This window comes from Archangium gephyra (genome assembly GCF_042230915.1).
In the GTDB taxonomy this organism is placed as follows: Bacteria; Myxococcota; Myxococcia; order Myxococcales; family Myxococcaceae; genus Archangium; species Archangium gephyra_B.
The window spans coordinates 13294-37169 of record NZ_CP102578.1; the positions used below are offsets into that span (position 1 = coordinate 13294).

24 protein-coding genes are annotated in these 23876 nt (G+C 70.0%); 13 read left to right on the forward strand and 11 right to left on the reverse strand.

Annotation, left to right across the window (positions count from 1 at the left end; all coding sequences use genetic code 11):
- The first annotated feature begins 23 nt into the window (after positions 1 to 23).
- From NR798_RS00075 to NR798_RS00085, 3 genes are all read left to right on the forward strand, one after another.
- Positions 24 to 1346: a sensor histidine kinase gene (locus tag NR798_RS00075; protein WP_375769309.1), complete on the forward strand. Its 1323-nt coding sequence runs from the start codon at positions 24 to 26 to the stop codon at positions 1344 to 1346.
- Positions 1347 to 1489: 143 nt separating this feature from the next.
- On the forward strand, positions 1490 to 2899 hold the full coding sequence (locus tag NR798_RS00080; RefSeq protein ID WP_375769310.1) for a M16 family metallopeptidase: 1410 nt from the start codon (positions 1490 to 1492) through the stop codon (positions 2897 to 2899).
- A complete protein-coding gene (locus tag NR798_RS00085) occupies positions 2899 to 4392 on the forward strand; it encodes a M16 family metallopeptidase (RefSeq protein WP_375769311.1) in 1494 nt (497 codons plus the stop codon). Before NR798_RS00080 ends, NR798_RS00085 begins: the two co-directional genes overlap by 1 nt.
- A 127-nt stretch (positions 4393 to 4519) precedes the next feature.
- Here NR798_RS00085 and NR798_RS00090 read toward each other — a convergent pair whose 3' ends face one another.
- Positions 4520 to 4810, reverse strand: a complete 291-nt coding sequence (locus tag NR798_RS00090) for a hypothetical protein (RefSeq protein WP_375769312.1) — start codon at positions 4808 to 4810, stop codon at positions 4520 to 4522.
- Positions 4811 to 4968: 158 nt separating this feature from the next.
- On the opposite strand from NR798_RS00090, the gene NR798_RS00095 reads away from it, so the two are divergent.
- The 3 genes from NR798_RS00095 (at position 4969) to NR798_RS00105 (ending at position 6966) form a co-directional block, all read left to right on the forward strand.
- The gene (locus NR798_RS00095) at positions 4969 to 5766 is read left to right on the forward strand and encodes a hypothetical protein (RefSeq protein ID WP_375769313.1); all 798 of its coding nucleotides are present in this window, start codon (positions 4969 to 4971) and stop codon (positions 5764 to 5766) included.
- A gap of 160 nt (positions 5767 to 5926) precedes the next feature.
- The gene (locus tag NR798_RS00100) at positions 5927 to 6493 is read left to right on the forward strand and encodes a winged helix-turn-helix domain-containing protein (protein ID WP_375769314.1); all 567 of its coding nucleotides are present in this window, start codon (positions 5927 to 5929) and stop codon (positions 6491 to 6493) included.
- Positions 6436 to 6966, forward strand: a complete 531-nt coding sequence (locus NR798_RS00105) for a transposase (RefSeq protein WP_375769315.1) — start codon at positions 6436 to 6438, stop codon at positions 6964 to 6966. The genes NR798_RS00100 and NR798_RS00105 overlap by 58 nt, the downstream gene beginning before the upstream one ends.
- 6 nt (positions 6967 to 6972) lie before the next feature.
- On the opposite strand, the gene NR798_RS00110 is transcribed toward NR798_RS00105, so the two are convergent.
- The 5 genes from NR798_RS00110 to NR798_RS00130 all read right to left on the reverse strand — a co-directional run bounded on the left by NR798_RS00110 (position 6973) and on the right by NR798_RS00130 (position 10436).
- Complete coding sequence (locus NR798_RS00110; RefSeq protein ID WP_375769316.1) at positions 6973 to 7536, reverse strand: DUF1080 domain-containing protein; 564 nt, start codon at positions 7534 to 7536, stop codon at positions 6973 to 6975.
- Positions 7537 to 7541: 5 nt separating this feature from the next.
- The gene (locus NR798_RS00115) at positions 7542 to 8375 is read right to left on the reverse strand and encodes a hypothetical protein (protein ID WP_375769317.1); all 834 of its coding nucleotides are present in this window, start codon (positions 8373 to 8375) and stop codon (positions 7542 to 7544) included.
- 128 nt (positions 8376 to 8503) lie between these two features.
- Positions 8504 to 9247 carry a hypothetical protein gene (locus tag NR798_RS00120; protein ID WP_375769318.1) on the reverse strand — a complete coding sequence of 248 codons (744 nt, stop codon included), beginning with the start codon at positions 9245 to 9247 and terminating at the stop codon, positions 8504 to 8506.
- Positions 9244 to 9807, reverse strand: coding sequence for a hypothetical protein (locus tag NR798_RS00125; RefSeq protein WP_375769319.1), 564 nt, complete (start codon positions 9805 to 9807; stop codon positions 9244 to 9246). The genes NR798_RS00120 and NR798_RS00125 overlap by 4 nt, the downstream gene beginning before the upstream one ends.
- 68 nt (positions 9808 to 9875) lie before the next feature.
- The gene (locus NR798_RS00130; RefSeq protein WP_375769320.1) at positions 9876 to 10436 is read right to left on the reverse strand and encodes a hypothetical protein; all 561 of its coding nucleotides are present in this window, start codon (positions 10434 to 10436) and stop codon (positions 9876 to 9878) included.
- A gap of 199 nt (positions 10437 to 10635) precedes the next feature.
- On the opposite strand from NR798_RS00130, the gene NR798_RS00135 reads away from it, so the two are divergent.
- Entirely contained in the window at positions 10636 to 11457 is an 822-nt protein-coding gene (locus tag NR798_RS00135; RefSeq protein WP_375769321.1) for an acyl-CoA thioesterase, read from the forward strand.
- Between the two features lie 18 nt (positions 11458 to 11475).
- Here NR798_RS00135 and NR798_RS00140 read toward each other — a convergent pair whose 3' ends face one another.
- Entirely contained in the window at positions 11476 to 11943 is a 468-nt protein-coding gene (locus NR798_RS00140; RefSeq protein ID WP_375769322.1) for a winged helix-turn-helix transcriptional regulator, read from the reverse strand.
- A 102-nt stretch (positions 11944 to 12045) separates the two neighbouring features.
- On the opposite strand from NR798_RS00140, the gene NR798_RS00145 reads away from it, so the two are divergent.
- On the forward strand, positions 12046 to 12903 hold the full coding sequence (locus NR798_RS00145; RefSeq protein ID WP_375769323.1) for an SDR family oxidoreductase: 858 nt from the start codon (positions 12046 to 12048) through the stop codon (positions 12901 to 12903).
- A 185-nt stretch (positions 12904 to 13088) separates the two neighbouring features.
- Here NR798_RS00145 and NR798_RS00150 read toward each other — a convergent pair whose 3' ends face one another.
- Positions 13089 to 14867: a peptidoglycan-binding protein gene (locus NR798_RS00150; protein WP_375769324.1), complete on the reverse strand. Its 1779-nt coding sequence runs from the start codon at positions 14865 to 14867 to the stop codon at positions 13089 to 13091.
- A gap of 198 nt (positions 14868 to 15065) precedes the next feature.
- Here NR798_RS00150 and NR798_RS00155 point away from each other — a divergent pair, with 198 nt between their 5' ends.
- The 3 genes from NR798_RS00155 (at position 15066) to NR798_RS00165 (ending at position 17990) form a co-directional block, all read left to right on the forward strand.
- Complete coding sequence (locus NR798_RS00155; protein ID WP_375769325.1) at positions 15066 to 15542, forward strand: hypothetical protein; 477 nt, start codon at positions 15066 to 15068, stop codon at positions 15540 to 15542.
- A 346-nt stretch (positions 15543 to 15888) separates the two neighbouring features.
- A complete protein-coding gene (locus NR798_RS00160; RefSeq protein ID WP_375769326.1) occupies positions 15889 to 17085 on the forward strand; it encodes a hypothetical protein in 1197 nt (398 codons plus the stop codon).
- A gap of 179 nt (positions 17086 to 17264) precedes the next feature.
- Positions 17265 to 17990, forward strand: a complete 726-nt coding sequence (locus tag NR798_RS00165; protein WP_375769327.1) for a hypothetical protein — start codon at positions 17265 to 17267, stop codon at positions 17988 to 17990.
- A gap of 15 nt (positions 17991 to 18005) precedes the next feature.
- On the opposite strand, the gene NR798_RS00170 is transcribed toward NR798_RS00165, so the two are convergent.
- Both NR798_RS00170 and NR798_RS00175 read right to left on the reverse strand, forming a co-directional pair.
- The gene (locus NR798_RS00170; RefSeq protein ID WP_375769328.1) at positions 18006 to 19304 is read right to left on the reverse strand and encodes an MFS transporter; all 1299 of its coding nucleotides are present in this window, start codon (positions 19302 to 19304) and stop codon (positions 18006 to 18008) included.
- A gap of 413 nt (positions 19305 to 19717) precedes the next feature.
- A complete protein-coding gene (locus NR798_RS00175) occupies positions 19718 to 21292 on the reverse strand; it encodes a CapA family protein (protein ID WP_375769329.1) in 1575 nt (524 codons plus the stop codon).
- Between the two features lie 129 nt (positions 21293 to 21421).
- Between NR798_RS00175 and NR798_RS00180 the strand changes: the two genes are divergently transcribed.
- On the forward strand, positions 21422 to 22591 hold the full coding sequence (locus NR798_RS00180) for a hypothetical protein (RefSeq protein ID WP_375769330.1): 1170 nt from the start codon (positions 21422 to 21424) through the stop codon (positions 22589 to 22591).
- Positions 22592 to 22662: 71 nt separating this feature from the next.
- A complete protein-coding gene (locus NR798_RS00185; protein WP_375769331.1) occupies positions 22663 to 23034 on the forward strand; it encodes a hypothetical protein in 372 nt (123 codons plus the stop codon).
- A gap of 59 nt (positions 23035 to 23093) precedes the next feature.
- Here NR798_RS00185 and NR798_RS00190 read toward each other — a convergent pair whose 3' ends face one another.
- On the reverse strand, positions 23094 to 23804 hold the full coding sequence (locus NR798_RS00190) for a hypothetical protein (RefSeq protein ID WP_375769332.1): 711 nt from the start codon (positions 23802 to 23804) through the stop codon (positions 23094 to 23096).
- Positions 23805 to 23876 lie beyond the last annotated feature (72 nt).

Consider the following 23876-nt stretch of genomic DNA (forward strand, 5'->3'; position numbering starts at 1 on the left):
CTCGCTGGAGCTCCACCACCCCCATGCCCCCACCGCACCCCATCGAGGGCAGGAGCCCCCGCCGCGTCTCGCGCGAAGAGGAGCGGCGGCAGTGGAGGATGGCGGGGGTGTTCTCCGCGACCATCCTCGCGCTCTACGTGATGGACCTGTTCATCCTGAAGCGTCCGAGCCTCGTGACGCTGCTGCTTCGGATGGGCTGGGGCTTGGAGATGCTGCTCTACACCTGGCTGTGGGTGAGGGCGGACGGGCGAGGGCTGCGCTGGCTCATGGATGCTCACTGCGTCCTCACCGGTGCCTTCCTGCTGGGCCTCGTCCACTTCACGGGAGGCAGCGGCAGCCCGTACATGACGCTGGTGCCCTCGGTGCCGCTGTTGTCGGCGCTCGTCCAGCCGCAGGAGCCGAAGCTGGCCATCCTCAGTGGGGTGACGAGCGCGCTGGGGGCGCTGGGCATCGTGCTGGTGACGGATGGCCAGGTGCTCAACGCGCTGACGTGGGTGGGCACGGTGGGGGCGGCGACGTTCTTCGGGGTGTACGGCTCGTCGCAGTTCCGCAAGGCGCAGGCGGCCGAGCACGAGGCGCGGGTGGAGCGCGAGCGCCGCGAGTCGATGGAGAAGCTGGCCAAGGCCGAGCACACCCGGGCGCAGTCGGAGAAGCTGGCGACGGTGGGGCGGCTGGCGGCCAGCGTGATGCACGAAATCAACAACCCGCTGGCCTTCGTGTGCTCCAACCTGGAGTTCCTGCGCACGGAGGTGCTGGCGCAGCAGCTGCCCGAGGAGGCGAGGCGGGAATTCCAGGAGGTGTTCGACGAGACGCGCTCGGGGGTGGAGCGCATCCGGCAGATCGTCACGGACCTGAGGGGCTTCTCGCGGATGGACGTGGAGGAGCCGAGCGAGTGCGCGCTGGCGGACGTGGTGACGGACGCGGCGAGGCTGGCGGCGGTGCGGCTCAAGCACGTGGCGAGGCTGAAGGTGGAGATGCCCGAGGGGCTGCCCGAGGTGTTCGCGACGAGGCGCAGGCTGGCGCAAGTCATCCTCAACCTGCTGGTGAACGCGGGGGACGCGCTGGAGGAGGCGAAGGTGCAGGGCGGGGAGGTGAAGGTGACGGGGAGGGCGGAGGAGGGGAGGGTGACGCTGCTGGTGGAGGACAACGGGCCGGGCTTCGCGCCCGAGGTGCTGCCGCGGCTGTTCGAGTCCTTCTTCACGACGAAGGGGCCGGAGAAGGGGACGGGGTTGGGGCTGACGCTCTCGCGGGAGATGGTGGAGCGCTTCGGCGGGACGCTGCGCGCGGAGAACCGGCCCGAGGGCGGCGCGCGGCTCCGGCTGGAGCTGCCGGTGCACAAGGGGTGAGGGCCTCCAGGTCCGGGTTGCCCCCGTTCACCCAACCCAGGTTCCCATGCCCAGAACCCGATTCCGAGGGGATTCCCGCTCCATGGGGAACAAGCCGCGTGCTAAGCGGTTGGCTTCGCACACCGAGGAGGCAACCCCTTCGCATGAAGAACGCGCTCATCATCGCCGCCGTCCTCGCCCTCGGCCTTCCGGCCTTCGCCCAGCAGCAGCAGCACGAGGCGAAGCCGCGGGGGGCGGGGCGTGAGGCGCTGACCATCCCGTACGAGAAGTACAAGCTGCCCAACGGCCTGGAGGTCATCCTGGCCCAGGACAAGAAGCTGCCCGTGGTGGCGGTGAATGTCTGGTACCACGTGGGCGCCTACAACGAGCAGCCGGGCCGCACCGGCTTCGCGCACCTCTTCGAGCACATGATGTTCCAGGGCTCCAAGCACGTGCCGGACGACGTGCACATCGCGATGCTCGAGCAGCTCGGGGCGAACGATCTCAACGGCACGACGAACTACGACCGGACGAACTACTTCGAGACGGTGCCCACCAACCACCTGGCCACGGCGCTGTGGCTGGAGAGTGACCGGATGGGCTTCCTGCTGGACGCGCTGGACGAGAAGAAGCTGCGCACCCAGCAGGAGGTGGTGAAGAACGAGCGGCGCCAGGGGGTGGAGACGCGGCCCTACGGCATCGCGCAGGAGAAGCTGTGGAAGGCGCTCTTCCCGGCGCCGCACCCGTACCACGGAAAAATCATCGGCTCGCTGGAGGACCTGGACGCGGCGACGGTGGAGGACGTGAAGGGCTTCTTCCGCAAGTGGTACGCGCCGTCCAACGCGACGCTGGCGGTGGTGGGGGACTTCGACGAGAAGGAGGCGCGCGCGCTCATCGAGAAGTACTTCGGCACGCTGCCCAGCGGCCCCAAGCCGGAGAAGCCCGAGGTGGCGCCGGTGAAGCGAACGGAGGAGCAGGTCATCCGGCACGAGGAGACGGTGGGCACGCTGCCGCTGGTGATGATGTCGTGGCTGACGCCGCCGTACCTCACCGAGGGGGATGCGACGGCGGACGTGCTGGCCAACGCGCTGGCCACCGGCAAGTCGAGCCGCCTGTACAAGCGGCTGGTGCTGGAGAAGGGGCTGGCGCAGAGCGTGAGCGCCTCGCAGCAGAGCCTCGGGGCGCAGTCCGTCTTCAGCATCGAGGCGGTGGCGCGGCCGGGGGTGTCCAGTGACGCGTTGGCCAAGGAGATCGACGCGGTGCTGGAGGAGGTGCGCCGCGGGGGCATGACGCAGCAGGAGCTGGACCGGGCGCGCACGCGCTTCGAGACGCAGATGCTGGCGGGGCTGCAGTCGGTGGGCGGCTTCGGCGGCAAGGCGGACGTGTTGCAGAGCTACAATCACTACCAGGGAGACCCGGGCTACCTGGGCGAGGACCTGGCGCGCTACGACGCGGTGACGGCGGACCGGGTGCGGGACTTCGCCCGCGAGTACCTCAAGCCCAACGCCCGCGTGGTGCTGCATGCCGTGCCCGTGCAGAAGGGTCCCATCTCCGCCGCGAAGGAGGTCCGCTGATGCGCCGCCTGTTCATCGCCCTGTCCGTGCTGGCGCTCGCCGCCGGCTGCAAGACGGCCCCCGAGCCCATGCCCGAGCCGCCTCCGGAGACGCCGGCCCCGCCGCCCGCGGAGGACCCGAACGCCTTCCGCCAGCAGCCGCCGAAGCCGGACGAGCCGCCGGAGCTGGTGCTGCCGAAGTTCGAGCAGGCGAAGCTGGACAACGGGATGACCGTGCTGGTGAGCACGCGCAAGGAGTTGCCCCTGGTGTACGTGGGGGTGGCGTTCGCGGCGGGAGGCTCGCAGGACCCGAAGGGCAAGTGGGGCCTGGCGGACGTCACGTACAAGATGCTGCTGGAGGGCGCGGGCGGGAAGGACACGACGGCGCTGGACCAGGCCTTCCAGGACCTGGGGGTGTCGCCGGCGGTGAGCGTGAGCGCGGATGGGGCGTTCATCGGGACGCGGGTGCTCAAGCGGCACGCGGACACGGCGCTGGGGCTGCTCTCGGACGTGGTGCGCAAGCCGAACCTGGCGCAGAAGGACTTCGAGCGGCGCAAGAAGCTGCAGCTGGCCGAGTTGGTGCGCGCCATGGGCAGCCCGGGCTTCCTGGCGCAGCAGGCGTACCTGGACGCGGTGTTCGGCCCGGAGCACCCGTACGGGCACCCGGTGAGCGGCCTGCCGGCGACGGTGGACACGCTGACGCTCAAGGACGTGAAGGCCTTCTACGAGAAGAGCGCGGGCCCGAAGGCGGCGGCGCTGGTGATGACGGGAGACGTCACGCTGGAGGAGGCGGTGGGGCTGGCGAAGAAGTACTTCGGTGACTGGAAGGGGAGCGCGATGCCTCCGCCGGTGCCGCCCACGCCGGCCGCGACGCCTCGGGAGCAGGTGGTGTACGTGCCCAAGCCGGGGTTGGATCAGACGATGATCGTCGTGGGGCGGCCGGGGATTGCCGTAGGGCACCCGGACGAGTACGCGCTGGACCTGGCGACGACGGTGTTCGGCGGCTTCTTCGGGAGCCGGCTGAACATGAACCTGCGGGAGGACAAGGGGTACAGCTACGGGGCGGGGGCGAGCGCGGACGCGCGGCTGGGAGTGGGGCCGCTGACGGCCTCGTCGGCGGTGCGCAAGGACGTGACGGGCATGGCGCTGCACGAGTTCTTCCGGGAGATGAAGGGGCTGAAGGAGCGCCCCATCACGGAGAAGGAGCTGGAGGCGGCGCGCGAGGGCCTCATCCGGGCGATTCCGGGCGAGTTCGAGACGGTGGAGGGGTTGGGCTCGAGCGCGGCGTCGCTGTTCTTCCTGCGCCGGCCGATGGACGAGTACGCGCGGACGGTGACGGGGCTGGAGAAGGCGACCGCGGCGGAGGTGCAGCGGGTGGCGGAGGCGTACCTGGGCCCGGCGGCGATGCAGGTGGTGCTGGTGGGAGACCCGGCGGTCATCCAGGAGCAGGTGGGCCCGCTGGAGCTGGGCAAGCTGGTGGCGAAGGATCCGGTGGCGCCCCCGGCGAAGCGGTAACGAAGCAGACCCTCACCCGAGCCCTCTCCCAGAAAAGGAGAGGGGACCCACTCAGTGCACACGGGGTCAGTCCCTCTCCCTCTGGGAGAGGGTCGGGGTGAGGGTATCGGTCCCCCGGGTTCCCCCTTCAGTCCTGGTTCTTGTCGCGCTCTTCCTGGCCGCGGAGGATGCGGACCTCCTCATCGGCCTCGTCGATGGGGCTGCGGATGTCGGGGACGTAGCCGCCGACCTCGGCATCGCTGTCGAGGGCGAACTTCTGCTCGCGGGTGCCGTGGATGGAGTCGGCGGCGTAGAGGGGGAGGGTGTCATCGGCCTCGAGTCCGCGCTCGACGCGATCGGGGGAGAAGGGGGGCTTCTCGTCTACGCGCTCCTTGGGGTGAACGGGGTCGTACTTCCGCCGCTTCTCATTGTCGGCCATGGTGAAGGCTCCTCGTGGAATGCGGACGCGCGGGGTTGCGCGACCCTCCGAGGTTCAATGTGGGGCGCACCGGAGGCGCTCCAAGCTTCCCGGGGAGGGACGTGCGCTCGCTCGACAGGCCGGTGCACGAGGAGGCCGGTGCGTGAGAGATTGGGCGCATGAGTGCCCCCGCTGCCTCGACGGCCCTCCCGGAAGCCCCGCCGTGCCCGCGCCACCCCGAGCAACCCGCGGTGGGCACCTGCACGCGCTGCGGAGGCTTCTACTGCGAGGCGGAGGCCCTCCGTCACGAGGAGCGCACCTACTGCGAGGCGTGCGGAGTGCTGCCCGAGGTGGGCCACCTGGAGGGGATGAAGCGGAAGCTATGGGGGAAGCGGGACGGGTGGGCGTGGCTGATGCTGGCGAGCGCGCCGCTGCACCTGGCCTTCACGGTGGCGATGGGGATGGATGGGCTGTGGCACTGGGCGGTGCTGGGGGCGGCGGACACGGCGGTGGTGGGGGCCTGGTTCCTCGGGGTGCGGCTGGCGAGGCCGGCGCTGCTCTTGCTGCCGCCGTTGTGGCTGGGAGGCTTCCTGCTGAAGGGGAGGGACCTCTGGGTGCTGGTGCCGCTGGTGCCGGCGATGGGGCTGGCGCTGTGGCTGTACGCGAGCACGCGGGTGCGGCTCTTCTTCCAGCTGGAGGTGGATGGCGAGCGCCTGGAGCGGCTGTGGGACGCGCGCGAGAACAACCCGCTGGCGCGTCTGGCGCTGGTGTGCGGACTGGCGGGGCTGGTGGTGCCGGTGGTGGCGCCGCTGGCGATGCTGCTGGGCCTGGTGGGCCTGCACCGGGTGAACCCGGGGGCGACGCCGCCCATTGGCAAGCGGATGCACGCGCTCGCGGGCGTGATGCTGGGAGGCGTCAGCGTGGTGGGCTGGACGGGCTTCCTGCTGATGGGGCGGTGGCCGGTGCCGCCGGGGTGAAGGACGGGCGACGCGCAGGGGACCCACGGGCAGCAAGGGGCCGCGCGGCTGTCTCTCGCCGCTCAGTGCACCGCCGTGCGTTCCGGCCAACCTAACCCCCTTCAGGGAAGTTGCCGAAGGGTAGCGGAGGTTACGCCATAGGGGAGGCGGAAGACTTCTCATGGCGTGGCAGCCCTGGAAGCTGACGGTCGAGCAGTTGGAGGAGCGACGCAAGGCAGCGGTCCGGCTGCTGCGTAGCGGTCGCCATTCGCAGGGCGAGGTAGCCCGGAGGCTGGGGGTGAGCCCCAGCACCGTGTGCGAATGGTCCAGGAAGTTGAAGCAAGAGGGCGTGGCGGGACTGAGAGCTCGACCACGCACCGGTCGCCCCTCCAAGCTGACGCAGCAACAATGGAAGGAGCTGAGAGGACTGCTGAAAGCAGGGGCCATCGCAGCGGGCTTCCCAACAGAGCGGTGGACGCTGAAGCGAGTCGCCCTCCTCATCCGAGGCCACTTTGGCGTCAGCTACAACCCCAACTATCTGGCCGAGCCACTGCATCGCCTGGGCTTCTCGCCGCAGCAGCCCCGCGCACAGGCGCTCGAGAGGAATGAGTCGCTGGTGGAAGCCTGGCTCAGACGCGACTGGCCACGAATCAAAAGGGGGCTCGTCGCAGAGGGGCGGCCATTGCCTGCGTGGACGAGACAGGTAGTACGTTTCGGGCCCGCTTTGGCACTACCTGGGCACCAGTAGGACACCCGCCCCGCTTGCGTCGCATGTCCAAACGGCGTGAGGTGTCCAGTGTCGTGGCTCTGCTGGCTCCTGGCGGCCGCAGGCCAGCGCGGCTGTACGCCCGGCACTTCGAAGGCAGCATCCACGGCAAGCAGCTCGCCGCTGCCCTGCGCCACTTCCGGCGCAAGGCGGGCCGTCCTCTCGTGGTGGTGTGGGACAGGCTCGGCACCCATCGCGCTCACGAGGTGAAGGCCCTGGTTGAAGCTCACCCGGACGACTTCTTCTTGGAAGAGTTGCCGCCCTACTCGCCGGAACTCAATCCCGAGGAAGGCTGCAACAGCCAGGTGAAGGCCGACATGCGCAATGCACTCCCCAACTCAGTCGAAGAGCTTCACCGTCAGGTGCGCTCGGCCTTCATCCGCCTTGCCCGTCGCCACTCAGCCCTGCGCGGCTTCTTCCACCGCGCAGGGCTGTCCCTTCGCGGACTTACCTGAAGGGGGTTAGAGCCGCTGGATGCGGGGAGCGCGGAAGCGCACGCGCGAGCCCTCGTGGTGGGCCTGCAGGCCGATGCGCCCGGAGCGGGGCTTGTGCGAGGGCGCGGAGAAGGCGCACACCTCCACGCCATTGAGCACGACGCGCAGCTCCAGCCCCCGGGCGAGGATGTCGAAGGAGTTCCACTCGCCCAGGGGCCGCGAGGCCAGCTGGAGCGCGGGGGCGAGCGTGTAGAGCGAGCCGGTGAGGTGCAGGGAGCTACCCTGGGTGCCGTGCTCGGGGTCCACGCCGCGGTCGTCGATCTGCACTTCGAAGCCGGCCTTCCAGTCGGGCTGCTTGCGAGCGAGCTCGGCGGTGGGGAAGCGGAAGAAGACGCCGGAGTTGTCCTCGATGGAGTGGGCGAGCCAGTCCACCTGGAGGCGGAAGTCGGAGAACTCGGAGGGGGTGAACCAGAGGAGGCCGGAGCCGCCTTCGGACTCGACGAGGCCGGGGCCCACGGAGACGAAGCGGCCCTCGCCCGCCAGGGCCCAGGCGCCGGGAGTGTCGAAGGAGAGGGTGTCGAAGGAGTCCATGGTCCTCACGGGTCAGGGGACAGGGCCACGCGCCCGGTGACGCGCATCCAGGCGAGCACGAGGGTGCCGTAGAAGAGGGCCGAGCTGACGGCCTGGCCGAGCACGAAGAAGCCCATCCACAGCCAGGGGGAGTCGCCCAGCCGCGGGAGGAGCGTCAGGTAGAGCTGGCCGAGCAGCATCACCCCGACGTGCAGGAGGGTCATGACGGCGAAGACGGCCAGCAGGGCCAGGCGGTGTCCCTGGGTGAGCTGGTAGGAGTGATTGAGGGCTTGCACGGGACCGAGTCCCTCGAGCGCGACGAGCGCGGGGGCGAGGGACATGCAGAGGGCGAGGTAGATGCCCGGGAGGATGAGCAACAACGTGCCGGCGCCCACGACGAGGGCGAAGAGGAGGCTCATCAAGAGGAGGGGCACGAAGCGCAGCATCCCCACGTGGAGAGACGCGAGCAGGGAGCGGCCGGGCTGCTGGAGGAGCCCGTCGGCGGTCCAGGAGAGGAAGGCCGCCACGGAGATGCACGAGAGGCAGCCGGAGAGCAGGCTCACCAGGAACCTGTTCGAGTCCGGGTGCCGGATGAAGGAGCCCAGGTAGAGCGCGAGGAGGTTGAAACCCAGGAGGAGGCCCACGCCGGAGAGGTTGCGGCCGAGCAGGGAGAAGGAGTCGCGGAGCAGGACGCTGGCGGTGAGGCTACCTGCGGGAGCCACCCGTTGGGAGCAGGGCAGGCAGAGGGTGGACTGCGAGACGCTGCGGCAATCCTCACAGGCGAAGCACCCGCAGCGCTGGCAGGTGAAGACGGCGCCGATGTCCGGATGGATCGCGCACGCGACCGGAAGTGATTGCATGGAAAGCCCCCCGACGGCAGGTGCCGTACCCTGAAGCAAAGGCGGCCGGAGGTGACGGCAAACGGCGGGAGGGCGGAGTGAACGACACTCCCCGCGTTGGCTTCATGGCAGAGCCGGAGGGCTTTCGTTCACCTGGACGACGGAAGCGCGCGGAACTCCACGGCGTACTGGAGGAGCCGGCGGATGGCCTGTTCCGCGTCTCCCTGGCAGGCCTGGAGGAATGGCAGCGTCCAATCCTGTCCCGGCGGGACGCCCTTCTGCTCCTGGAGCCAGCGCTCGAAGCGGGGGTACTCCTCGTCGCGGGCGCCCGCGAGGGCCAGACACAACCGGTAGCCCTCGATGAAGCCAGCCATCCGCTTCACTTCGATGGGACCGATGAACATGAAGAGCCGCCCTTGCGTCTCCCCAATCACCTGGCGGACCTCCAGCAGCATGTCCAACGTGGGCTGGGGAGGGCGCACGGGCACCAGGGAGGGCGTGCGGGCCGAGGGGTGCTCGCCTCCGCCATTCCATTCGATGGCGGCCAGGGCCTCGAGAGGAAGGGTGTGAAACTCAGCGACGAAGTCCAGGTACTTGAGCAGGGCGCGCTTCTGGTCTCCGTGGAACTCCTCCAGGTAGGCCTTTTCCCAGCCCTGACCCGGCCAGGCTTTCTTGATGCGGAACAGCCACTCGCCGAACAACACATCCGCGCCCTCGTCGACATCGAAAGCGCGAAGACACTCTCCATACCCGCCGATGAAGCACGCCATGCGGTCCACATCAGGCATGCCGATGAAGAGGTACGGCCCCGAGGTGCGACTGCACATGTCCTCGCGGATGCGCAGCAACACGTCGTGAAGGGGAACGACAGGCTTTGCAGGCTGAAGGCTCATGGTGTCTCCGGCAGGGCTTCGATGACCTTCTGGATGAGCTCCGAGCGCGCGCCCAGCCGGCTCAGGTACTCCGCCCAGGGCATGCCCGCCACTCCCGTGTAGGCGTCGTAGGCGCGACCGTTCATCCGCACCAGGACATGGTAGCCGTTCGTCGACACATTCAAGTCCCGGCCGTCCGGCATCTTGAATAAAATATATCTAAACATTGCTCGATCCTGGGTGGTCAACTCCACGAGCTCCGGTCTGCCTCCCAGTTGGGTGAATGCCGCGTGGATGGACCGTGCCACCCCCTGACAGGACCCCGCCACCTGCTTACTCGCATCGAAGGCCGTCCTGAGCGCGAACAGCCAGGCGGGTGCGTCTTTACCGGTGGTCACCACCCAGTAATCGATCGCCCCTGCCACGTCTCCTCGCCCGAGGAGGCTGAGGGTATGCGCCCTGAGCGAGTCCGCGCCCATGACCTGCGCGGCCACCATCTCGCGGACAGGTATCGCGCCGTGCGCGGCGCCAGTGAATGCCATCAACCACGACACCACCAGCCAGACGCGCAAGAGAGACATGAAGGTCGATTCTCAGCCCCCGTGTCCCGGCCGTCCAGGCACACACGGCGTGCGCATTTCCCGCCCCTTCACAACGACCAGCCGAGCGACAGCTGGGCGCGGGGCGCCACGGTCACGGTCCACGGGCTGGAGCCGGGGAGCGCGGGCCGGTAGAGCGCACCGAGGCCCAGCGCGGCCTGCACGGTGAAGCCCTCGTCGAGCCGCAAGCTGTAGCCCGCGAGCACCGCCCCGCCCACGTCCCACACCCTCTGCTGCGCGCCGGTGTCCACCCACGCCTGCGCCACCTCGAGCCGCGGGCCCACCCACAGCCCCTCCAGCACTAGGCCCTTCAGGTAGAAGCGCGCACCCGGCTCGATGCCCAGGCGCAGGTACGCGGGGTCCGCATCCTCGAAGACGCGAATCCACTTCCCCAGATTGAAGCCCACGCGCAGCCCCAGCGTCGCGGAGAGCCCGTCGTCCCACTCCCACTCGCCCTCCAGCGCGAACCCGCCCGGCGCCAGCGGCAGCGCCAGGCCCACGTACCTCCGCCCCTCCCCGTTACCGCCCGGCCGCGGGCCCTCGCTGGCCCCCGCTCCCGCCGGAGAGGCCATCATCACCAGGGCCGTCAGCACTCCCATCACGCCATCCATGGCCGCACTCCTTCTGCAACCCCCGTGCACGGCCAGGAGTCCACGCCACCCCGGGCCATGCGGGCCCTGTCCCTCCCGCGCCCACGTCACGCCGCGTACGCACCTGCCCGCCCTACTGGCACGCGCCGTACGCACACGCCCCGCGCGCACCGCCTCACCGCGCGTGGCCTGGCTCGCGTGCCTCCGTTAGGGTTCGGCCATGTCCGCGAACACCGCCGAGTCCCCCTTCGTCACCGCCACCACCTGGAACGCGCTCGGGGAGGGGCGCTACCAGGGCCTCATCCGCCCCGAGTGGTTCCAGGGCCGCGGCGCCTATGGCGGGATGCTCGGCGGGGCGCTGCTGCGCTCGATGATGCGCGAGCTGAACGAGCCGGCCCGCGCGCCGCGCTCGCTCACCGTGCACTTCTGCGCGCCGGTGGGCGAGGGCGAGGCCTCGCTCGTGGTGCGCACCGAGCGCGCCGGGCGGCAGGTGACGCATCTGTCGGCGCGGATGGAGCAGGGCGGGCAGGTGACGTGCCTGGCGAGCGCCACCTTCGCCACCTCGCGCGAGACGCCGCTCGTCTACACGGACGCGCGCCCGCCGAAGGTGCCGCCTCCGGACGACGTGCCCCCGGTGCCCTCCGGGATGCTGCCCACCTTCGGCGCGCAGTTCGACTACCGCTGGTGCGTGGGCGCCGTGCCCTACTCGGGAGCGGCCGAGGCGCGCGTGGGCGGATGGATTCGCCCGCGCGTCTCCACGCCGCTGGATGCGCCGCTGGTGGTGGGGCTGCTGGATGCCTTCCCGCCGGCGGCCTTCGCCCGGGTGGACGGCTTCTGCAACGGCGCCACCATGGACTACACGGCGCACTTCTACGCGCCGCTGCCGCTCGAGGCCGCGCCGGACGCCTACTACCTGCGCACCGGCCACTCCCGTCACGGCGCGCACGGCTACGCGGATGACCTGGCGGAGCTGTGGAGCCGGGACGGACAGCTGCTCGCCCAGCTGCGCCAGATGGCGGCGGTGTTCCCCGCGAGCCGGTGAACCCGCGCCCGCGCCGGCTCAGACGGAGCGCCCGCTCCTTCCGGCCTTCCCTTCTCCCGTGCTCGAGGACGCGGACTTCCGGGGGGAGTGCTGGGCGCGAGCGGCGACGATGCGGGGCAGGTTGTCCTCGATCCAATCGGTGAGGACCTCGATGTGCCCGGCGATCTCCTCGCCCAGGGGGGTGAGGCTGTAGTCCACGCGAGGAGGAATCACGGGGAAGACCTCGCGGACGACAAAGCCGTCCTCCTCCAGGGCGTGCAGCGTCTGGGCGAGCATCTTCTCGCTCACGCCCCCCACCTTCCGCCGCAGCTCGCTGAAGCGGTGCGTGCCCTCGAGCAGGGCGACGAGCACCAGCACGCCCCAGCGGCTCGTGACGTGCTCCAGGACGCCCCGGGACGGGCACGCGGGAGCGTAGAGGTCCCCCCGCTGCTCGGCCTGCTTCGCCATCGTCTTGCGCAGGTGCTTGGGCTGCTTGGTCGCTGTCATGTCAGTAGCTTACCTTGAGGTAGGTACTTACGAAAAGTAAGTATGGCCGTTAGGGTGAGTCCTGCGTCTCGACGAAGTCTTCACGCCAGGAGAGGTACACCCATGATTCTCGTCACCGGAGCCACCGGAAAGCTCGGCCGTCTCGTCATCGAGCAGTTGCTCGAGAAGGTCCCCGCCCGCCAGGTCATCGCGGCCGTCCGCACTCCCCAGAAGGCCGCCGGGCTCGCCGCGCGAGGCGTCCAGGTCCGCGAGGCGGACTACAGCCGGCCGGAGACGCTCGGGCCCGCGTTCGCCGGAGTGGAGAAGGTGCTGCTCATCTCCTCCAATGAGGTGGGGCAGCGGGCGGCGCAGCACCAGGCGGTGGTGGAGGCGGCCCGGAAGGCCGGAGTGCGGCTGCTGGCCTACACGAGCATCCTGCACGCGGATCGCTCGCGGCTGGCGCTGGCGGCGGAGCACAAGGCCACCGAGGAGATGATCCGCGCCTCGGGCGTGCCGTACGTGTTCCTGCGCAACGGCTGGTACACGGAGAACTACACCGAGAACCTGGGGCCGGCGCTGGCGCACGGCGCGCTGGTGGGCAGCGCGGGCGAGGGCCGGATCGCCGCGGCCACCCGGGCCGACTACGCGGCGGCGGCGGTGGCGGTGCTCACCGGCGCGGGGCATGAGAACAAGGTGTACGAGCTGGCGGGGGACACCGCGTTCACGATGGCGGAGCTGGCCGCCGAGGTGTCGCGCAAGGCGGGAAAGACGATTGCCTACACGGACCTGCCGCCCGAGCAGTACCAGGGGGTGCTCGTGGGAGCCGGTGGTCTGCCGGGGCCGTATGCCGGGGTGCTGGCGGACTCGGACGTCGGCGCTTCTCGCGGCGAGCTGAACGACACCTCCGGAGACCTGCGCCGCCTCATCGGCCGTCCCACGACGCCGCTGGCGGACGCGGTCGCCGTGGCGCTCAAGCGCTGACGCATACTCCCTCTCCCCCCGGGAGAGGGTCGGGGTGAGGGTGCCCGAGCCCGTTCTGCAACCCGTGGCCCACATTGTGGACAGGGGGTTGAACCCGGGTTCACCCGACACCCTCACCCTGTCCCTCTCCCGAAGGGAGAGGGGATATGGCCGCGGGTAATGGCCGCGGGTGTCAGCGAGAGGGCTCAGCCGTTGATCTGCGCCCGGTACGTCTGCATCCACTGGGCGATCTGCCGGGCGTAGAGCGAGCTGTCATTGCCATCGGAGGGAGGGGCGTACTTGTTGATCATCCCCTGCCAGTCCTTCGTATCGATGAACTTGCGGTACCCCACGTCCATCAGCCGGAAGTAGGCCTCGATGCCCTTCTCGACGCTGGGGAACTTGGTGAAGCCACCGTTGGGGACACCGCCGAACTGACGCTCCCACTCGGCGAAGCGGAGGTTGCCCGGGTTGTTGTTCTTCGGGGCGACGCCGGTGGTGTTCCACTGCGCCTCCTTCTGGAACATGGCGAGCGCCAGCTCGGGGGGCACGTTGTACTTCTTGGACATGGCGAGGATGTGCTCGCCCTGGCCGCGCAGGCCGCTGTTCTTCAGCATGTCATTGAGGCGCGCGGCCTTAGCGGCGTCCGAGCCACCGGGGGCGGGCGTGGTGGGAGCGGGGCCGGTGACGGGGCCGGGCGAGGAGGGCTTGCCGCCGAGCGCGTCGGCGAGGGCCTGGCGGGACTGGGGCCCGTAGACACCATCCACCTCGAGGCCGCGAGCGGACTGGAAGGCCTTGAGGGCGGCCTCGGTCTTGGGGCCGAAGATGCCGGGGCCGGTGGAGACCTGCTCGGCCGTCATGTGGCCCAGCTTCACCAGGGCATCCTGGAGCTGCTTCACCTCGGGGCCCTCGGAGCCGCGGCGCAGGGTGGACTGGGGGACGGCGGGGCGGCTGAGCTTGTCGAGCTCGGCCGTCATGGCGGCGCGCGTCTTGGGCCCGAAGAGGCCCGAGTTGGGGCTGATGCCGTGATCCGTCTGGAACTTCGCGACGGCGGCCTCCGTCTTGGGCCCGAAGGAGCCGGGGCCGGTGGCCACCTGCTCCCGCGTCATGTAGCCCAGCTTCACCAGGGCGTTCTGGAGCTTCTGGACCTCGGGGCCCTGGGCGCCGCGCTTGAGGTCCACCTGGGGAACGCTGGTGGAGCCGCCGGGAGCGGGAGCCGGGGCCGGCGCGGGAGCCGGGGAGGGCGCGGGCGAGCCGGTGGCCTTGCCCGAGTCATTGACCCAGTACTCGACGGGGCGGCTGCCGAAGGAGTCCTTCACGTGGCCGTTGTTGAAGTTCCTGGAGCCGGCCTGGGCGATGGCGGGGCCCTGGCTGGTGACCTCACCGGGGCGGACCATGGCGACGTGGCCGATGCCGCCGGGGTTCTTCCAGACGGCGGTGGCGGGGTGACCCTGGTTGGCGAGGCGCTGGGCCTCCTCGGGGCCCACCTTGCGCCAGCCGTGGCGCTCGCCGTGCTGGTGGAGCCAGTCCACGGTGGCATTGGCGTTGAGCTCGCGGCCCTTGCCCACGCCGGTGGAGTTGCCGTTGCCGTCGACCCAGTGGGGGATTTCGGCGCCCATGGCGCGCGTGGCGTCCCACACGAAGATGTTGCAGTAGGTGTTGCCGCCACGCGGCGTGTAACGGGGGTTGTTACCGACAGCGAACTGGTTGAGGGCCTCGTTGTAGGTGGAGGCGTTGCGGTTGGAGGGGTTGCCGCGGACGGGGGCGTCCACGGGGATCCACGCCTGGGTGTTGGTGGTGCCGGGGGCGGGCTTGGAGCCGTCGAAACGCGGGGCCTGGGCCACGAAGGCATCGGCGTTGCGGGTGGTGGCGAGCGTGTTGCGCGGCGAGGCCGGCTCGGAGGAGGCGGCGGGGCGGGAGTCGGCCCGAGGCGCCTCGGTGCGCGAGGTGGCCGGAGTGGAGGTGGCGCGCTGGATGGCGGTCATGGGGAGGAGCTCGGGAGAGGAGGGAAGAGGTCCACGGGGATTGTCGCGGAAGGTGGGCCCCGAGTTGCGTGAGGGGGGTGCTCGGAGGGGAGGAGGGGGTTCGCTGGGGGCCACTTCCGCTCCACGCGGGGCTCGGGTAGTTTGCGCCGCCCTGCGTTCGGCAGTTCCGCAGTACGCAGCAAACCGAGGACATCAACGATGGCACGCATTTCCCAGGACCAGGCGCAGGAGCGCCACGCGTTCCTGCTCGACCTCTTCCGCAACCAGCCGGACATCAGCCGCAACGAGGCGATGGACGCGTACAAGGACAAGTTCGGGGCCTCGCTGAACGCGAAGACGTTCAACGAGCTGCGCGAGCAGGCGCTGCGGGATGCGGAGAACGAGGAGAAGGCCGAGGAGAGCGTGAGCGAGGCCGAGGAGACGCCGGTGGACGAGATGAAGCAGCGGGTGGTGGCGGCGGCGCCGTCGCTGACGACCGAGGCGAGCACGCCGGCGGCGGCGAAGAAGCCGAAGGCGAAGGGCGTGGGCGCGAGGAACGTGTTCGTGGACGCGACGCAGGAGCAGCTGCAGTTCCTGGAGAAGGTGCTGATCCAGCTGCAGGACTCGGGCGCCAACAACGTGCGCATCGACCACGCCACGGACCGCTGGATGGTCCTGACGGTGGACTCGAAGTAGCATCTCCTCCCTCTCCCCTCGGAAGAGTGTCGGGGTGAGGGTGCCCGCCCCCGTGTTCCACCCCGTGAGGGGGAGAGGACCGGGGGCGGAGTGTGTAGGTCCAGGACCGCGCATGAGCCGGCTCAACCGGGCCCACCTTGCCACGGCCCTTGTCTGTCTTTGCTGACTGAGTGGCTGAGTGTGTCTGAGCCCCAGCGGTCCCGTTTTCCTCCCCGAGTGTCAGAGCGAAGCGGTATGGAGTCGCCCGCGGGGGGGACACCGAATCACCCACACACCGAGGCCGTTCACTCCGGGTCATCGACGATGGCCCGGGAGGGCCTCGCTCTACGCGAAGGAGCAACGACAGATGAAGGGAATGAAAGTAGCGACGGGACTGGCCTTCTTCCTGGGAGTGGCGGCGCAGGCCCAGGCGGCGGAGCCGTATGCCAAGGCAGTGCTGCAGAAGAATGTGCTGACGGGAAGCGGGACCAACGTCAGCATGAACGAACTGAAGGTGCTGGGGGCGCCGGACAACCAGTACCTGTCCATGGGCGGTCCCGGCGCCTACATCCTGCTGGACATGGGGAATACGCCCATCGTGGATGGGATCGGCCCCGACCTGGAGATCCGGGAGTACGGCGCCGAGTCGGGAGGAGTCGACGAGCAGTACCGCGTGTCCATCGCCACGGCCGACGACCCGACCCGCTTCGTGGAGGTCGGTATCGGCACGGCGTACAGCCTGATGGACATCGCCGCGACCGGGGTGCACGAGGCGCAGTATGTCTACATCGAGGATCTGTCCACGGCGACCAACAGCTCCAATACGCCTGGCTCGGATATCGATTCGGTGACCTCGTTGCACGCGTCGACGAGCGGCACCCTGCCTTCGGTCACCGGGTTGTCGTACACGCACACGAACAATGGCGTGCGGCTCTCGTGGACGCCCATCACCAGCTCGGGGGTGACGGGCTACAACATCCGCCGGAGCTCGGACGGAAAGCGCTTCGACACCAACCCGAAGTGGAGCGTGACGAAGCTCGAGAATGCCTTCCTGGACCTCGACACCAGCAAGACCAGCGTGGCCAACGTCTGGTACGCCGTGAGCGCGACGTACGCGGGAGGTGAGAGCGCCCTGCAGGTCATCGGCGTTCCGGCGTCCACGCCGCTGGTCCTCCTCCCCGAGACCCAGACCGTCCACCTGGGAGACAGCATCGTCGCGGCCTGGATCGATACCTCGGGGGACTACAGGAACCCCTCCGGCCCCAAGCTCACGCTGAACTTCACCCTGCCCGATGAGCCCCGCGGGCCCACCGTGAAGCTGAACCTCCAGGTGTTCGACGTGGACTACTCCCGCAACTACATCGTCATCAATGGGCATATCGCGCGCTCGCTGCCCCAGGTGGACAACGCCTGGCTGAACACGTCGCTCATCATCGAGAGCGGCGAGTTCCGGCAGGGGGCCAACACCCTCGAGGTCTACGCCCGCGACAGCGGCGGGGGCGAGGCCTCGAACAGCCTGGACGACTTCATGATCAAGGGAATCAACCTGACCTGGATGCCGTAGCCCGAGGGCAGCAGCGCGCGCCTGGGAGCGGAGGGCGCGCCTCCTGAGGGGCACCTTCCGGCCGCGCGGCGTGCCAACTGGTCCGACAATCGGACCAGTTGCCCCCGAACGCGCCCGGAACCTCCCTCCTGGTGGATCGGCCGTTGTCCCTCATCGGCCGATGTGGCTTCTTGCCGCGCATGAAATCCTTTGGCTTCTTGCCGCTCGTCGTGTCGGTGGCCTTTGTGGCGGGTTGTGCGGCCAGCTCCAGCGCACGGTCCGGTGGAGACGGTCCCAGCACCGTCACCGAGCACCTGGAGGTCACGCCGGGACTGCGCACCCAGGACGTCTCGAAGGCACTGGAGCCGGTGAGGGCCCGGTTGAGGGACTGCATCCGCCTCACGGTCCTCGGCAACGGCCCCGGCGTCCGCGAGCTTCGGGACGGCCAGGACGACCGGGTGTTGATTCCCTTCAGGATCCTGTCTGAAGGAAAGGTCAGTGCCGAGTCCACCCGGATCCGCTCGGTGTACCTCGACGAGCACTGCGTGGAGGACCTGCTCGAGTCGCTCGAGTTCGAGCCGCTCCTCGTGCGGGACGTCTCGGTGACCTGGACCACGACCTTCTCCACGACCGCCACCGAGCGCGGAGCCCGGCGCACGGAGCTCGCACGCAGCTACGCACGGATGTGCGAGGCGCTGAGCGAGGGCCTGCCACCGGGCGGAGCTCCTCCTCTGGAGGGCTACGAGGAGCGCTCGAGGCAGCGGCTGCGCGCGCTGATTCCGAGCCTCGATCCCATGGTTCAGCGCGCCGCTGAAGCGGTGGCGAGTGTCAACCTGGCGGACCGCTGGACGCTCTTCCGTGCGAGCGCGGAGGAGTACGGGCTCGAGGCCCGGTGCCCCGCGTTGGAAGCGCTCGTCGGGCCGTAGCCGGGCGAGGGGGGCTCAGAAGTCGGAGCCCTCGAGGCGCACGGCGGGGTTGGGGCTCACGGCGGGGACGAGCTTGGAGGGAGCCTCGGTGGCGTCGAAGGCGCGGGGGCGCAGCAGGCGCAGGGTGAGCACGAGGGCGAGGAAGAGCACGGCGCAGCTGGCGGTGACGAAGCGCACGCCGATGCGGTCCGCGAGGGCACCCTGGGCCCACACGCCCACGGCGTACCCGACGCCGAGCATCATGCTGTAGAGGCTGTGGATGCGGGCCTGGAGCTCGCGGGGGACGCGCAGCTGGCAGAGGGTGTTGAGGCCGGTGAGGGTGGCCATGTAGAGCCAACCCAGGCCCACCATGGCGAGCGCGGCGAGGTGGAGGGTGGGGGCCATCCAGTACAGGGCGGCCACGGGGCCGATGAAGAGCAGACAGCCCTCGAGCACGCGCTGGCGGCCGACGCGGGCCACCAAGGGCCCGAGCACCACGGCGGCGATGACGGCGCCGATGCCCTGGGCGGTGACGAGCAGGGAGGTGGCGGCGGCGCCCTGGTGGAAGACGCGGATGGCGTAGACGGGCACCAGGCCGATGAAGGGGGCCACGAGGGTGCACATCGTCAGGGTGCCCATCATGGCGAGGAAGATGCCGGGGTCCTCGCGGGCCACGCGGGCGCCGCGGACGATGCCGGGCCAGAGCTCATCGCGCGACAGGGTGCTGGCCTTGGCCGTGGGGCGCACACGCGAGAGGGCCACGAGCACGGCGATGAAGGACAGGGTGTTGACGAGCAGGGCCCAGGCGATGCCATGGGTGGAGAGCACCACGGCGGCAAGCGCCGGGCCGGTGATGCGGCCGAGGTTGAACTGAGCCGAGTTGAGGCTGACGGCGCTGTGCAGGTCCTCGGGAGGGACGAGCTCGGAGACGAGGGCGGTGAAGGCGGGGTTGGTGAGGGCGCTGACGCAGCCGTTGAGGAAGGAGACGACGGCGACGGCGGACACGGTGAGGTGGCCGGTGAAGGCGAGCACGGTGAGGATGCCGGCCAGCAGCGCGTGCAGCAGGGTGCCCACGGCGACATAGGTGCGCCGGTCGAACCGGTCCGCGAGCGCCCCGGCGACGGGAGAGAGCAGCAGGGCGGGGATATAGGTGATGGCGGCGATGCCCCCGGTGGCCTCGGCGCGGCCCGTCACGGTGGTGACGAAGACGCCCAGCGCGAGGATCTCCATCCACGTGCCGATGTTGGAGACGAGCGCGCCAGTCCAGACGTGCACGAAGTTCCGATGCCCGAAAGCACGGAGCGAGGAGAAGCGCGACAGGTGGAGGGCAGTCACGGCTCGACCCTTGTAACGCACCTGGGTGACGTGTGCTCGGTGGGCACCTGCGCACACGGCTCCGAGTGCATGCTCGCCAACTGGCTGGGCAGACACCCGGCAAGCCTCCAGTGATGGCGAAGTCATATGAACACAAACGAGAAACGGGACCCACCGGGGCTGGCGTGCGCTGGCCCTGGAGGGAGTGACGCGTCAGGCCGACGCGCCATGACACGCGCGAGGAAGCCGTTGCCCCGGAAGAAAAAGAGCGCCCGGGGGAAACCCCGGACGCTCGAACGAAGCAGCGCGACACTGAAGCGCAGCGACCCAGAACCGCAGTACCACCGCGCATCAACCCCTCTCCCCTCGGGAGAGGGACGGGGTGAGGGTGCCCGCACCGGTGCTCCTACCCGGCGGACCCCTCTCGTGGGCCCCTACTGAGCGCCCGTGGCGATGGGCCCCTTGCGAGGAGCGATGGAGCCATCCGTGCCGACGACGGCGCCGGTCTCGGGGAAGTCCTCGGCAGTCAGGCGACGCACGAGGGGAATGACCTCGCCGGCGGAGTCGGGAACGGGAATCCCCCGGCCCTCCTGCTTGGTGGGGAGGATGCGGCCGGAGCGGAAGCGGCCCTGGGAGTCGAGCTCCACGTCGACGACCATGCCGAGCCCCTGGGGGCCCTTGAGGTTGAAGGAGCCGTAGGTGGCGAAGTTGCCCATGGAGTAGACGATGAGGCGGTCCTTGTAGAACTCCATGGCGCGCACGACGTGGGGCCCATGGCCCAGCACGAGATCGGCGCCAGCGTCGATGACGGCGTGGGTGAAGAGACGCAAGTCACCGCGGTCCTCGCCGAAGAAGATCTCCCGGCCCTTGGGGATGTTGAGGGCCTTGCCACCCTCGGCGCCGCCGTGGAAGGAGACGAGGACGAGGTCGTGGTTCTGCCGGGCCTGGCGCACCAGGGCGGTGGCGGTGGCGGTGTTGTTGAGGTGGTTGCAGGAGGCCGAGGTGTGGAAGGCGACCATGCCGATGCGCAGGCCATTGCGCTCGACGGTGGCGATGGAGCCGGCGGGGCCGCTCCAGGGGATGCCGAGGGCGTCGAGGGTGGCCTCGGTCTCGCGGCGGCACAGCTCGCCGAAGTCACCGGAGTGGTTGTTGGCGGTGGAGGCGAGGTCCACACCGGCCTCGGCGAGGTACTTGCCGTAGCGGGTGGGGGAGCGGAAGGCGTAGCAGTTGCCACCGCGGCGGCACTTCTTGGTCTCGCCGTTGTCGCAGAGGGGGCCCTCGAGGTTGATGAAGGTGAGGTCCGCGTCGCGCAGGAGGGGAGAGACGGCGGAGAGGCTGGAGACGCCGTCATCCGGGGGGAGGAGGCCCTCGGGGAAGTCGGTGCCGAGCATCACGTCGCCGACGGCGCGGATGCGCACGCGGGCGTCCTTGGGAGGAGCGACGCGTGGGGCGGGCTTGGAGTCAGCCTGGGCGAGCTTCTGCTGGAGGGAGGACTGGCCGCGGGCCTGGGTGAGGGCGTCCTCGAGGTCCGGGTAGTTGGGGTCGAGCTTCTGGACGGAGGTCCACTCGGTGAGGGCGTCGGACCAGCGGTTGAGGAGGGAGTAGGCCCAGCCGAGCTCCCAGTGGCAGTCGAGGCGGGAGGGGGCGGCGCGGGTGCAGGCGGAGAAGGCGGCGATGGCGGCGGGGGCGTCCTTGGCCTTGAGGGCCTCGACACCGCGGGCGTAGTGCGAGTCCGCGGACGCCGCCCCCTCTCCCTCTGGGAGAGGGCTGGGGTGAGGGTCTTCGGCCTGGGCGGAAGGAGCCGGAGCGGCCGCCGGAGCCGGAGCGGCCGCCGGAGCCGGAGCGGCCGCCGGAGCCGGAGCGGAGGCGGGGGCGCTGCCAGCGGAGCCCTCATCGGAGAGCTGGGAGCGGGAGACGGACTCGGACTCGGCGGCGGGGCCGCGAGCGGTCGCGCAGCCGCCGAGGGCGGAGAGCGCGAGCACGGAGAGCACAAGAGAGCGGGAGCGCATGAGGGGGCGCATCTTAAAGGCGCCGGGGCCGCTTCCCGAGAAATGCGTGCAGGGGCGTCCAGCGCTCGACGGCCGGGCAGCCGGGCGGGCTCGGGGAAGGGGCGGCAAGCGTCCTATACTGGGCGCGGCATGTCCCAGCCCGCTCCCGCACTCGCTCCCCCGGCGGCCCCGTCCGCTTCCGCCGTCCGCTTCGACGGCCTGTGGCTGTTCTCCCCGCGGGTGGACGTGAGCCTGCTGCTGGTGCCGGCGCTGCTGACGCTCTTCTCGGTATGGCTGGCGGGCACCACGGGCGAGGGGGTGGACGGGTACTCGCGAGCGCTGGGGCGGTGGGCCTCGCAATACGTGCTCTTCAACGGCACGCACGTCATCCTCACCTTCCTGCTGGTGGGCGTGCGGCGCGAGCTGCTGCACACCACGCCCTCGCAGGCGAGGCTGCTGGTGGGGGGCTCGGCGGGGGTGTTCGCGCTGTGCTTCGCGCTGCTCTGGTACGCGGGCGAGCGGGCGCCACAGCTCAACCTGATGCTGTCGGCGGGCATCCACCTGCTGGCGGCGCACCACACGCTCTCGCAGGTGAAGGGCCTGTGGGCGCTGCACGGGTTGAGGGCGCGGGTGGCCGGAGTGCCCTCGCTGTCGGAGGCCGAGCGCCGGCTGCAGCGGGTGTTCGTGCCACTGGCGCTGGTGCTGATGATGGTGCGCACGCTGGCGGTGCCGGTGACGGGCAGGGCGGGGGACTTCCCGCTGGTGAACGTGGGGCAGGCGGAGGGAGGGGCGCTGCCGTACGGCACCACGTGGGTGCTGCTGGCGGTGTGGGGGGTGTTCGCGGGGCTGCTGGTGGCGGCGCTGCGAGGGCCCTCGGGGACGAGTGGCCCGAGACGGCTGTACGTGCTGGGGCACGCGGCGGTGGTGGCGGTGTACCTGGTGTGGCCGGCGTGGGGGGTGGTGCTGAGCGCGGGCATCCACGGGCTGGAGTACTTCTTCCTGACGGGGAGGATGCTGGAGCCGACGGCGAGAGAGGCGGAGTCGAAGCTGCGCGGAGGCGCGGTGTGGGCGGCGATGGTAGGGGTGATGCTGCCGCTCATCATCGTGGGCGTGGCGCAGAGTCCCTTCGTGCCGCTGGTGGACGCGGGCACGGGAGGGGCGGCGACGGAGTTCCTGCTGCGGCAGGAGCCCTTGTGGACGCTGGGGGTGACGGTGACGAATGCCATCGTGCTGGCGCACTACTTCGCGGACGCGTTCCTCTACCGTTTCCGGATCCAGAAGGTGCGCGAGGTGACGCTGGGAAGACTGGGCCTCGCGTAGCAATGTGCCAACATCCCCTCGCCCTCCGGGAGAGGGACGGGGTGAGGGTATCCGGACCCCAGAGGAGTCCCATGCGAATCGCCGCATTGCTCGCCGTGTCCGCGCTGCTGCCGGCCTGTGGCAATTTCAATCAAAGCTTCTGCACGCTGGAGGCACGGGCCTCGGTGCAGGTGAGGGTGGTGGACGCGCGAGGCACCCTCCAGCGGGACGCGCGCGTCACCTTCACGTTGGACGGAGGCCCCGAGCAGCGGGCGCTGTGCAATGGCAGCGAGCAGGCGCAGGGCAACTGCGATTCTTGGGTGACGGGCTACGAGCAGGCGGGCGCGTACGTCATCACGGCCACGAGCGCCGATGGCCAGCGCACCGCGAGGCAGTCGGTCTCGGTGGGCGAGGACGAGTGCCACGTGCAGGGCCAGAGCGTGACGCTCACGCTGCCGGACTGAGCAGGCCGGCGGAGGGCCGGGCGCGGTCTTCACGAAGTTGTCCAACAGTTGGACAACTTTCAGGGCGTGCAGTCCCCCGCGGGCGACAGGCGATAACCCGGCGAGCACCTGCCCGACTCGACGCACCAGCCATCGCCGCCATCATGCCGGCCGGTCCCGCATGCGGACGGATCGAAGCACCGCCCATTCGCATCCCCGGTGCTGAGCAGCCGCCCATTCAGCTCCAGGCCCTCGAGGTTCACGGCCAGCTCCGCGGGCGAGGGGCTCGAGCGGTAGAGGCGGATGACGCGGTCCGGAAAGCCAATCCGCAGCGGCTCCAGACACACGGCGGACGCCTGGGGCTCGGAGACCTCCTGGGGCCCGAGGTAGCTCCAGGGCGCGAAGCCCGCCGGCGAGCTGTACACCCCTTCCACCGCGTCCAGGAACCCCGGGCACGCCGAGTCCGCCGTGAGCCGCGCCTCGATGAGGCCACCGGAGGAGCCGTTGCCCGCACCGAAGACGAGCTTCAGCGGACAGGCGCCCTGGGCGAGCGCCACGGTGAGCTCGAGCCGGCTGACGCACCGGTCCTCGACGGCGTCCACGTCCACCTTGTGCACGGAGCGCACGGACACCTGACCTCCGCTGTAGTCGATGGCCACCGGACCCGTCTGAACGGAGCCGGAGGGCACCAGGCGCGAGGCACACGGGCCCGCGTCCGTCGAGCCGTCATCCGGGTAGTAGCCGGGATCCACCTCGATGCCGGGGTCGAGCACCCAACATCCCGCCGTCATCACTCCCATCAGAACGGAAACGAGCAGCAGCCTTCCAGGACGCGAGCGCACATCTCCTCCCGAACTACGTTC

What these genes read in the sequence shown, in the direction of transcription:
- NR798_RS00110 (WP_375769316.1), bottom strand. Translation starts at nt 7,536, where the DNA reads ATGGACTCCTTCGACACCCTCTCCTTCGACACTCCCGGCGCCTGGGCC.
- NR798_RS00085 (WP_375769311.1), top strand. Translation starts at nt 2,899, where the DNA reads ATGCGCCGCCTGTTCATCGCCCTGTCCGTGCTGGCGCTCGCCGCCGGC.
- NR798_RS00135 (WP_375769321.1), top strand. Translation starts at nt 10,636, where the DNA reads ATGTCCGCGAACACCGCCGAGTCCCCCTTCGTCACCGCCACCACCTGG.
- NR798_RS00185 (WP_375769331.1), top strand. Translation starts at nt 22,663, where the DNA reads ATGCGAATCGCCGCATTGCTCGCCGTGTCCGCGCTGCTGCCGGCCTGT.
- NR798_RS00115 (WP_375769317.1), bottom strand. Translation starts at nt 8,375, where the DNA reads ATGCAATCACTTCCGGTCGCGTGCGCGATCCATCCGGACATCGGCGCC.
- NR798_RS00190 (WP_375769332.1), bottom strand. Translation starts at nt 23,804, where the DNA reads ATGACGGCGGGATGTTGGGTGCTCGACCCCGGCATCGAGGTGGATCCC.
- NR798_RS00150 (WP_375769324.1), bottom strand. Translation starts at nt 14,867, where the DNA reads ATGACCGCCATCCAGCGCGCCACCTCCACTCCGGCCACCTCGCGCACC.
- NR798_RS00160 (WP_375769326.1), top strand. Translation starts at nt 15,889, where the DNA reads ATGAAGGGAATGAAAGTAGCGACGGGACTGGCCTTCTTCCTGGGAGTG.
- NR798_RS00180 (WP_375769330.1), top strand. Translation starts at nt 21,422, where the DNA reads ATGTCCCAGCCCGCTCCCGCACTCGCTCCCCCGGCGGCCCCGTCCGCT.
- NR798_RS00100 (WP_375769314.1), top strand. Translation starts at nt 5,927, where the DNA reads ATGGCGTGGCAGCCCTGGAAGCTGACGGTCGAGCAGTTGGAGGAGCGA.
- NR798_RS00130 (WP_375769320.1), bottom strand. Translation starts at nt 10,436, where the DNA reads ATGGATGGCGTGATGGGAGTGCTGACGGCCCTGGTGATGATGGCCTCT.
- NR798_RS00155 (WP_375769325.1), top strand. Translation starts at nt 15,066, where the DNA reads ATGGCACGCATTTCCCAGGACCAGGCGCAGGAGCGCCACGCGTTCCTG.
- NR798_RS00120 (WP_375769318.1), bottom strand. Translation starts at nt 9,247, where the DNA reads ATGAGCCTTCAGCCTGCAAAGCCTGTCGTTCCCCTTCACGACGTGTTG.
- NR798_RS00090 (WP_375769312.1), bottom strand. Translation starts at nt 4,810, where the DNA reads ATGGCCGACAATGAGAAGCGGCGGAAGTACGACCCCGTTCACCCCAAG.
- NR798_RS00165 (WP_375769327.1), top strand. Translation starts at nt 17,265, where the DNA reads ATGAAATCCTTTGGCTTCTTGCCGCTCGTCGTGTCGGTGGCCTTTGTG.
- NR798_RS00095 (WP_375769313.1), top strand. Translation starts at nt 4,969, where the DNA reads ATGAGTGCCCCCGCTGCCTCGACGGCCCTCCCGGAAGCCCCGCCGTGC.
- NR798_RS00140 (WP_375769322.1), bottom strand. Translation starts at nt 11,943, where the DNA reads ATGACAGCGACCAAGCAGCCCAAGCACCTGCGCAAGACGATGGCGAAG.
- NR798_RS00075 (WP_375769309.1), top strand. Translation starts at nt 24, where the DNA reads ATGCCCCCACCGCACCCCATCGAGGGCAGGAGCCCCCGCCGCGTCTCG.
- NR798_RS00145 (WP_375769323.1), top strand. Translation starts at nt 12,046, where the DNA reads ATGATTCTCGTCACCGGAGCCACCGGAAAGCTCGGCCGTCTCGTCATC.
- NR798_RS00125 (WP_375769319.1), bottom strand. Translation starts at nt 9,807, where the DNA reads ATGTCTCTCTTGCGCGTCTGGCTGGTGGTGTCGTGGTTGATGGCATTC.
- NR798_RS00080 (WP_375769310.1), top strand. Translation starts at nt 1,490, where the DNA reads ATGAAGAACGCGCTCATCATCGCCGCCGTCCTCGCCCTCGGCCTTCCG.
- NR798_RS00175 (WP_375769329.1), bottom strand. Translation starts at nt 21,292, where the DNA reads ATGCGCTCCCGCTCTCTTGTGCTCTCCGTGCTCGCGCTCTCCGCCCTC.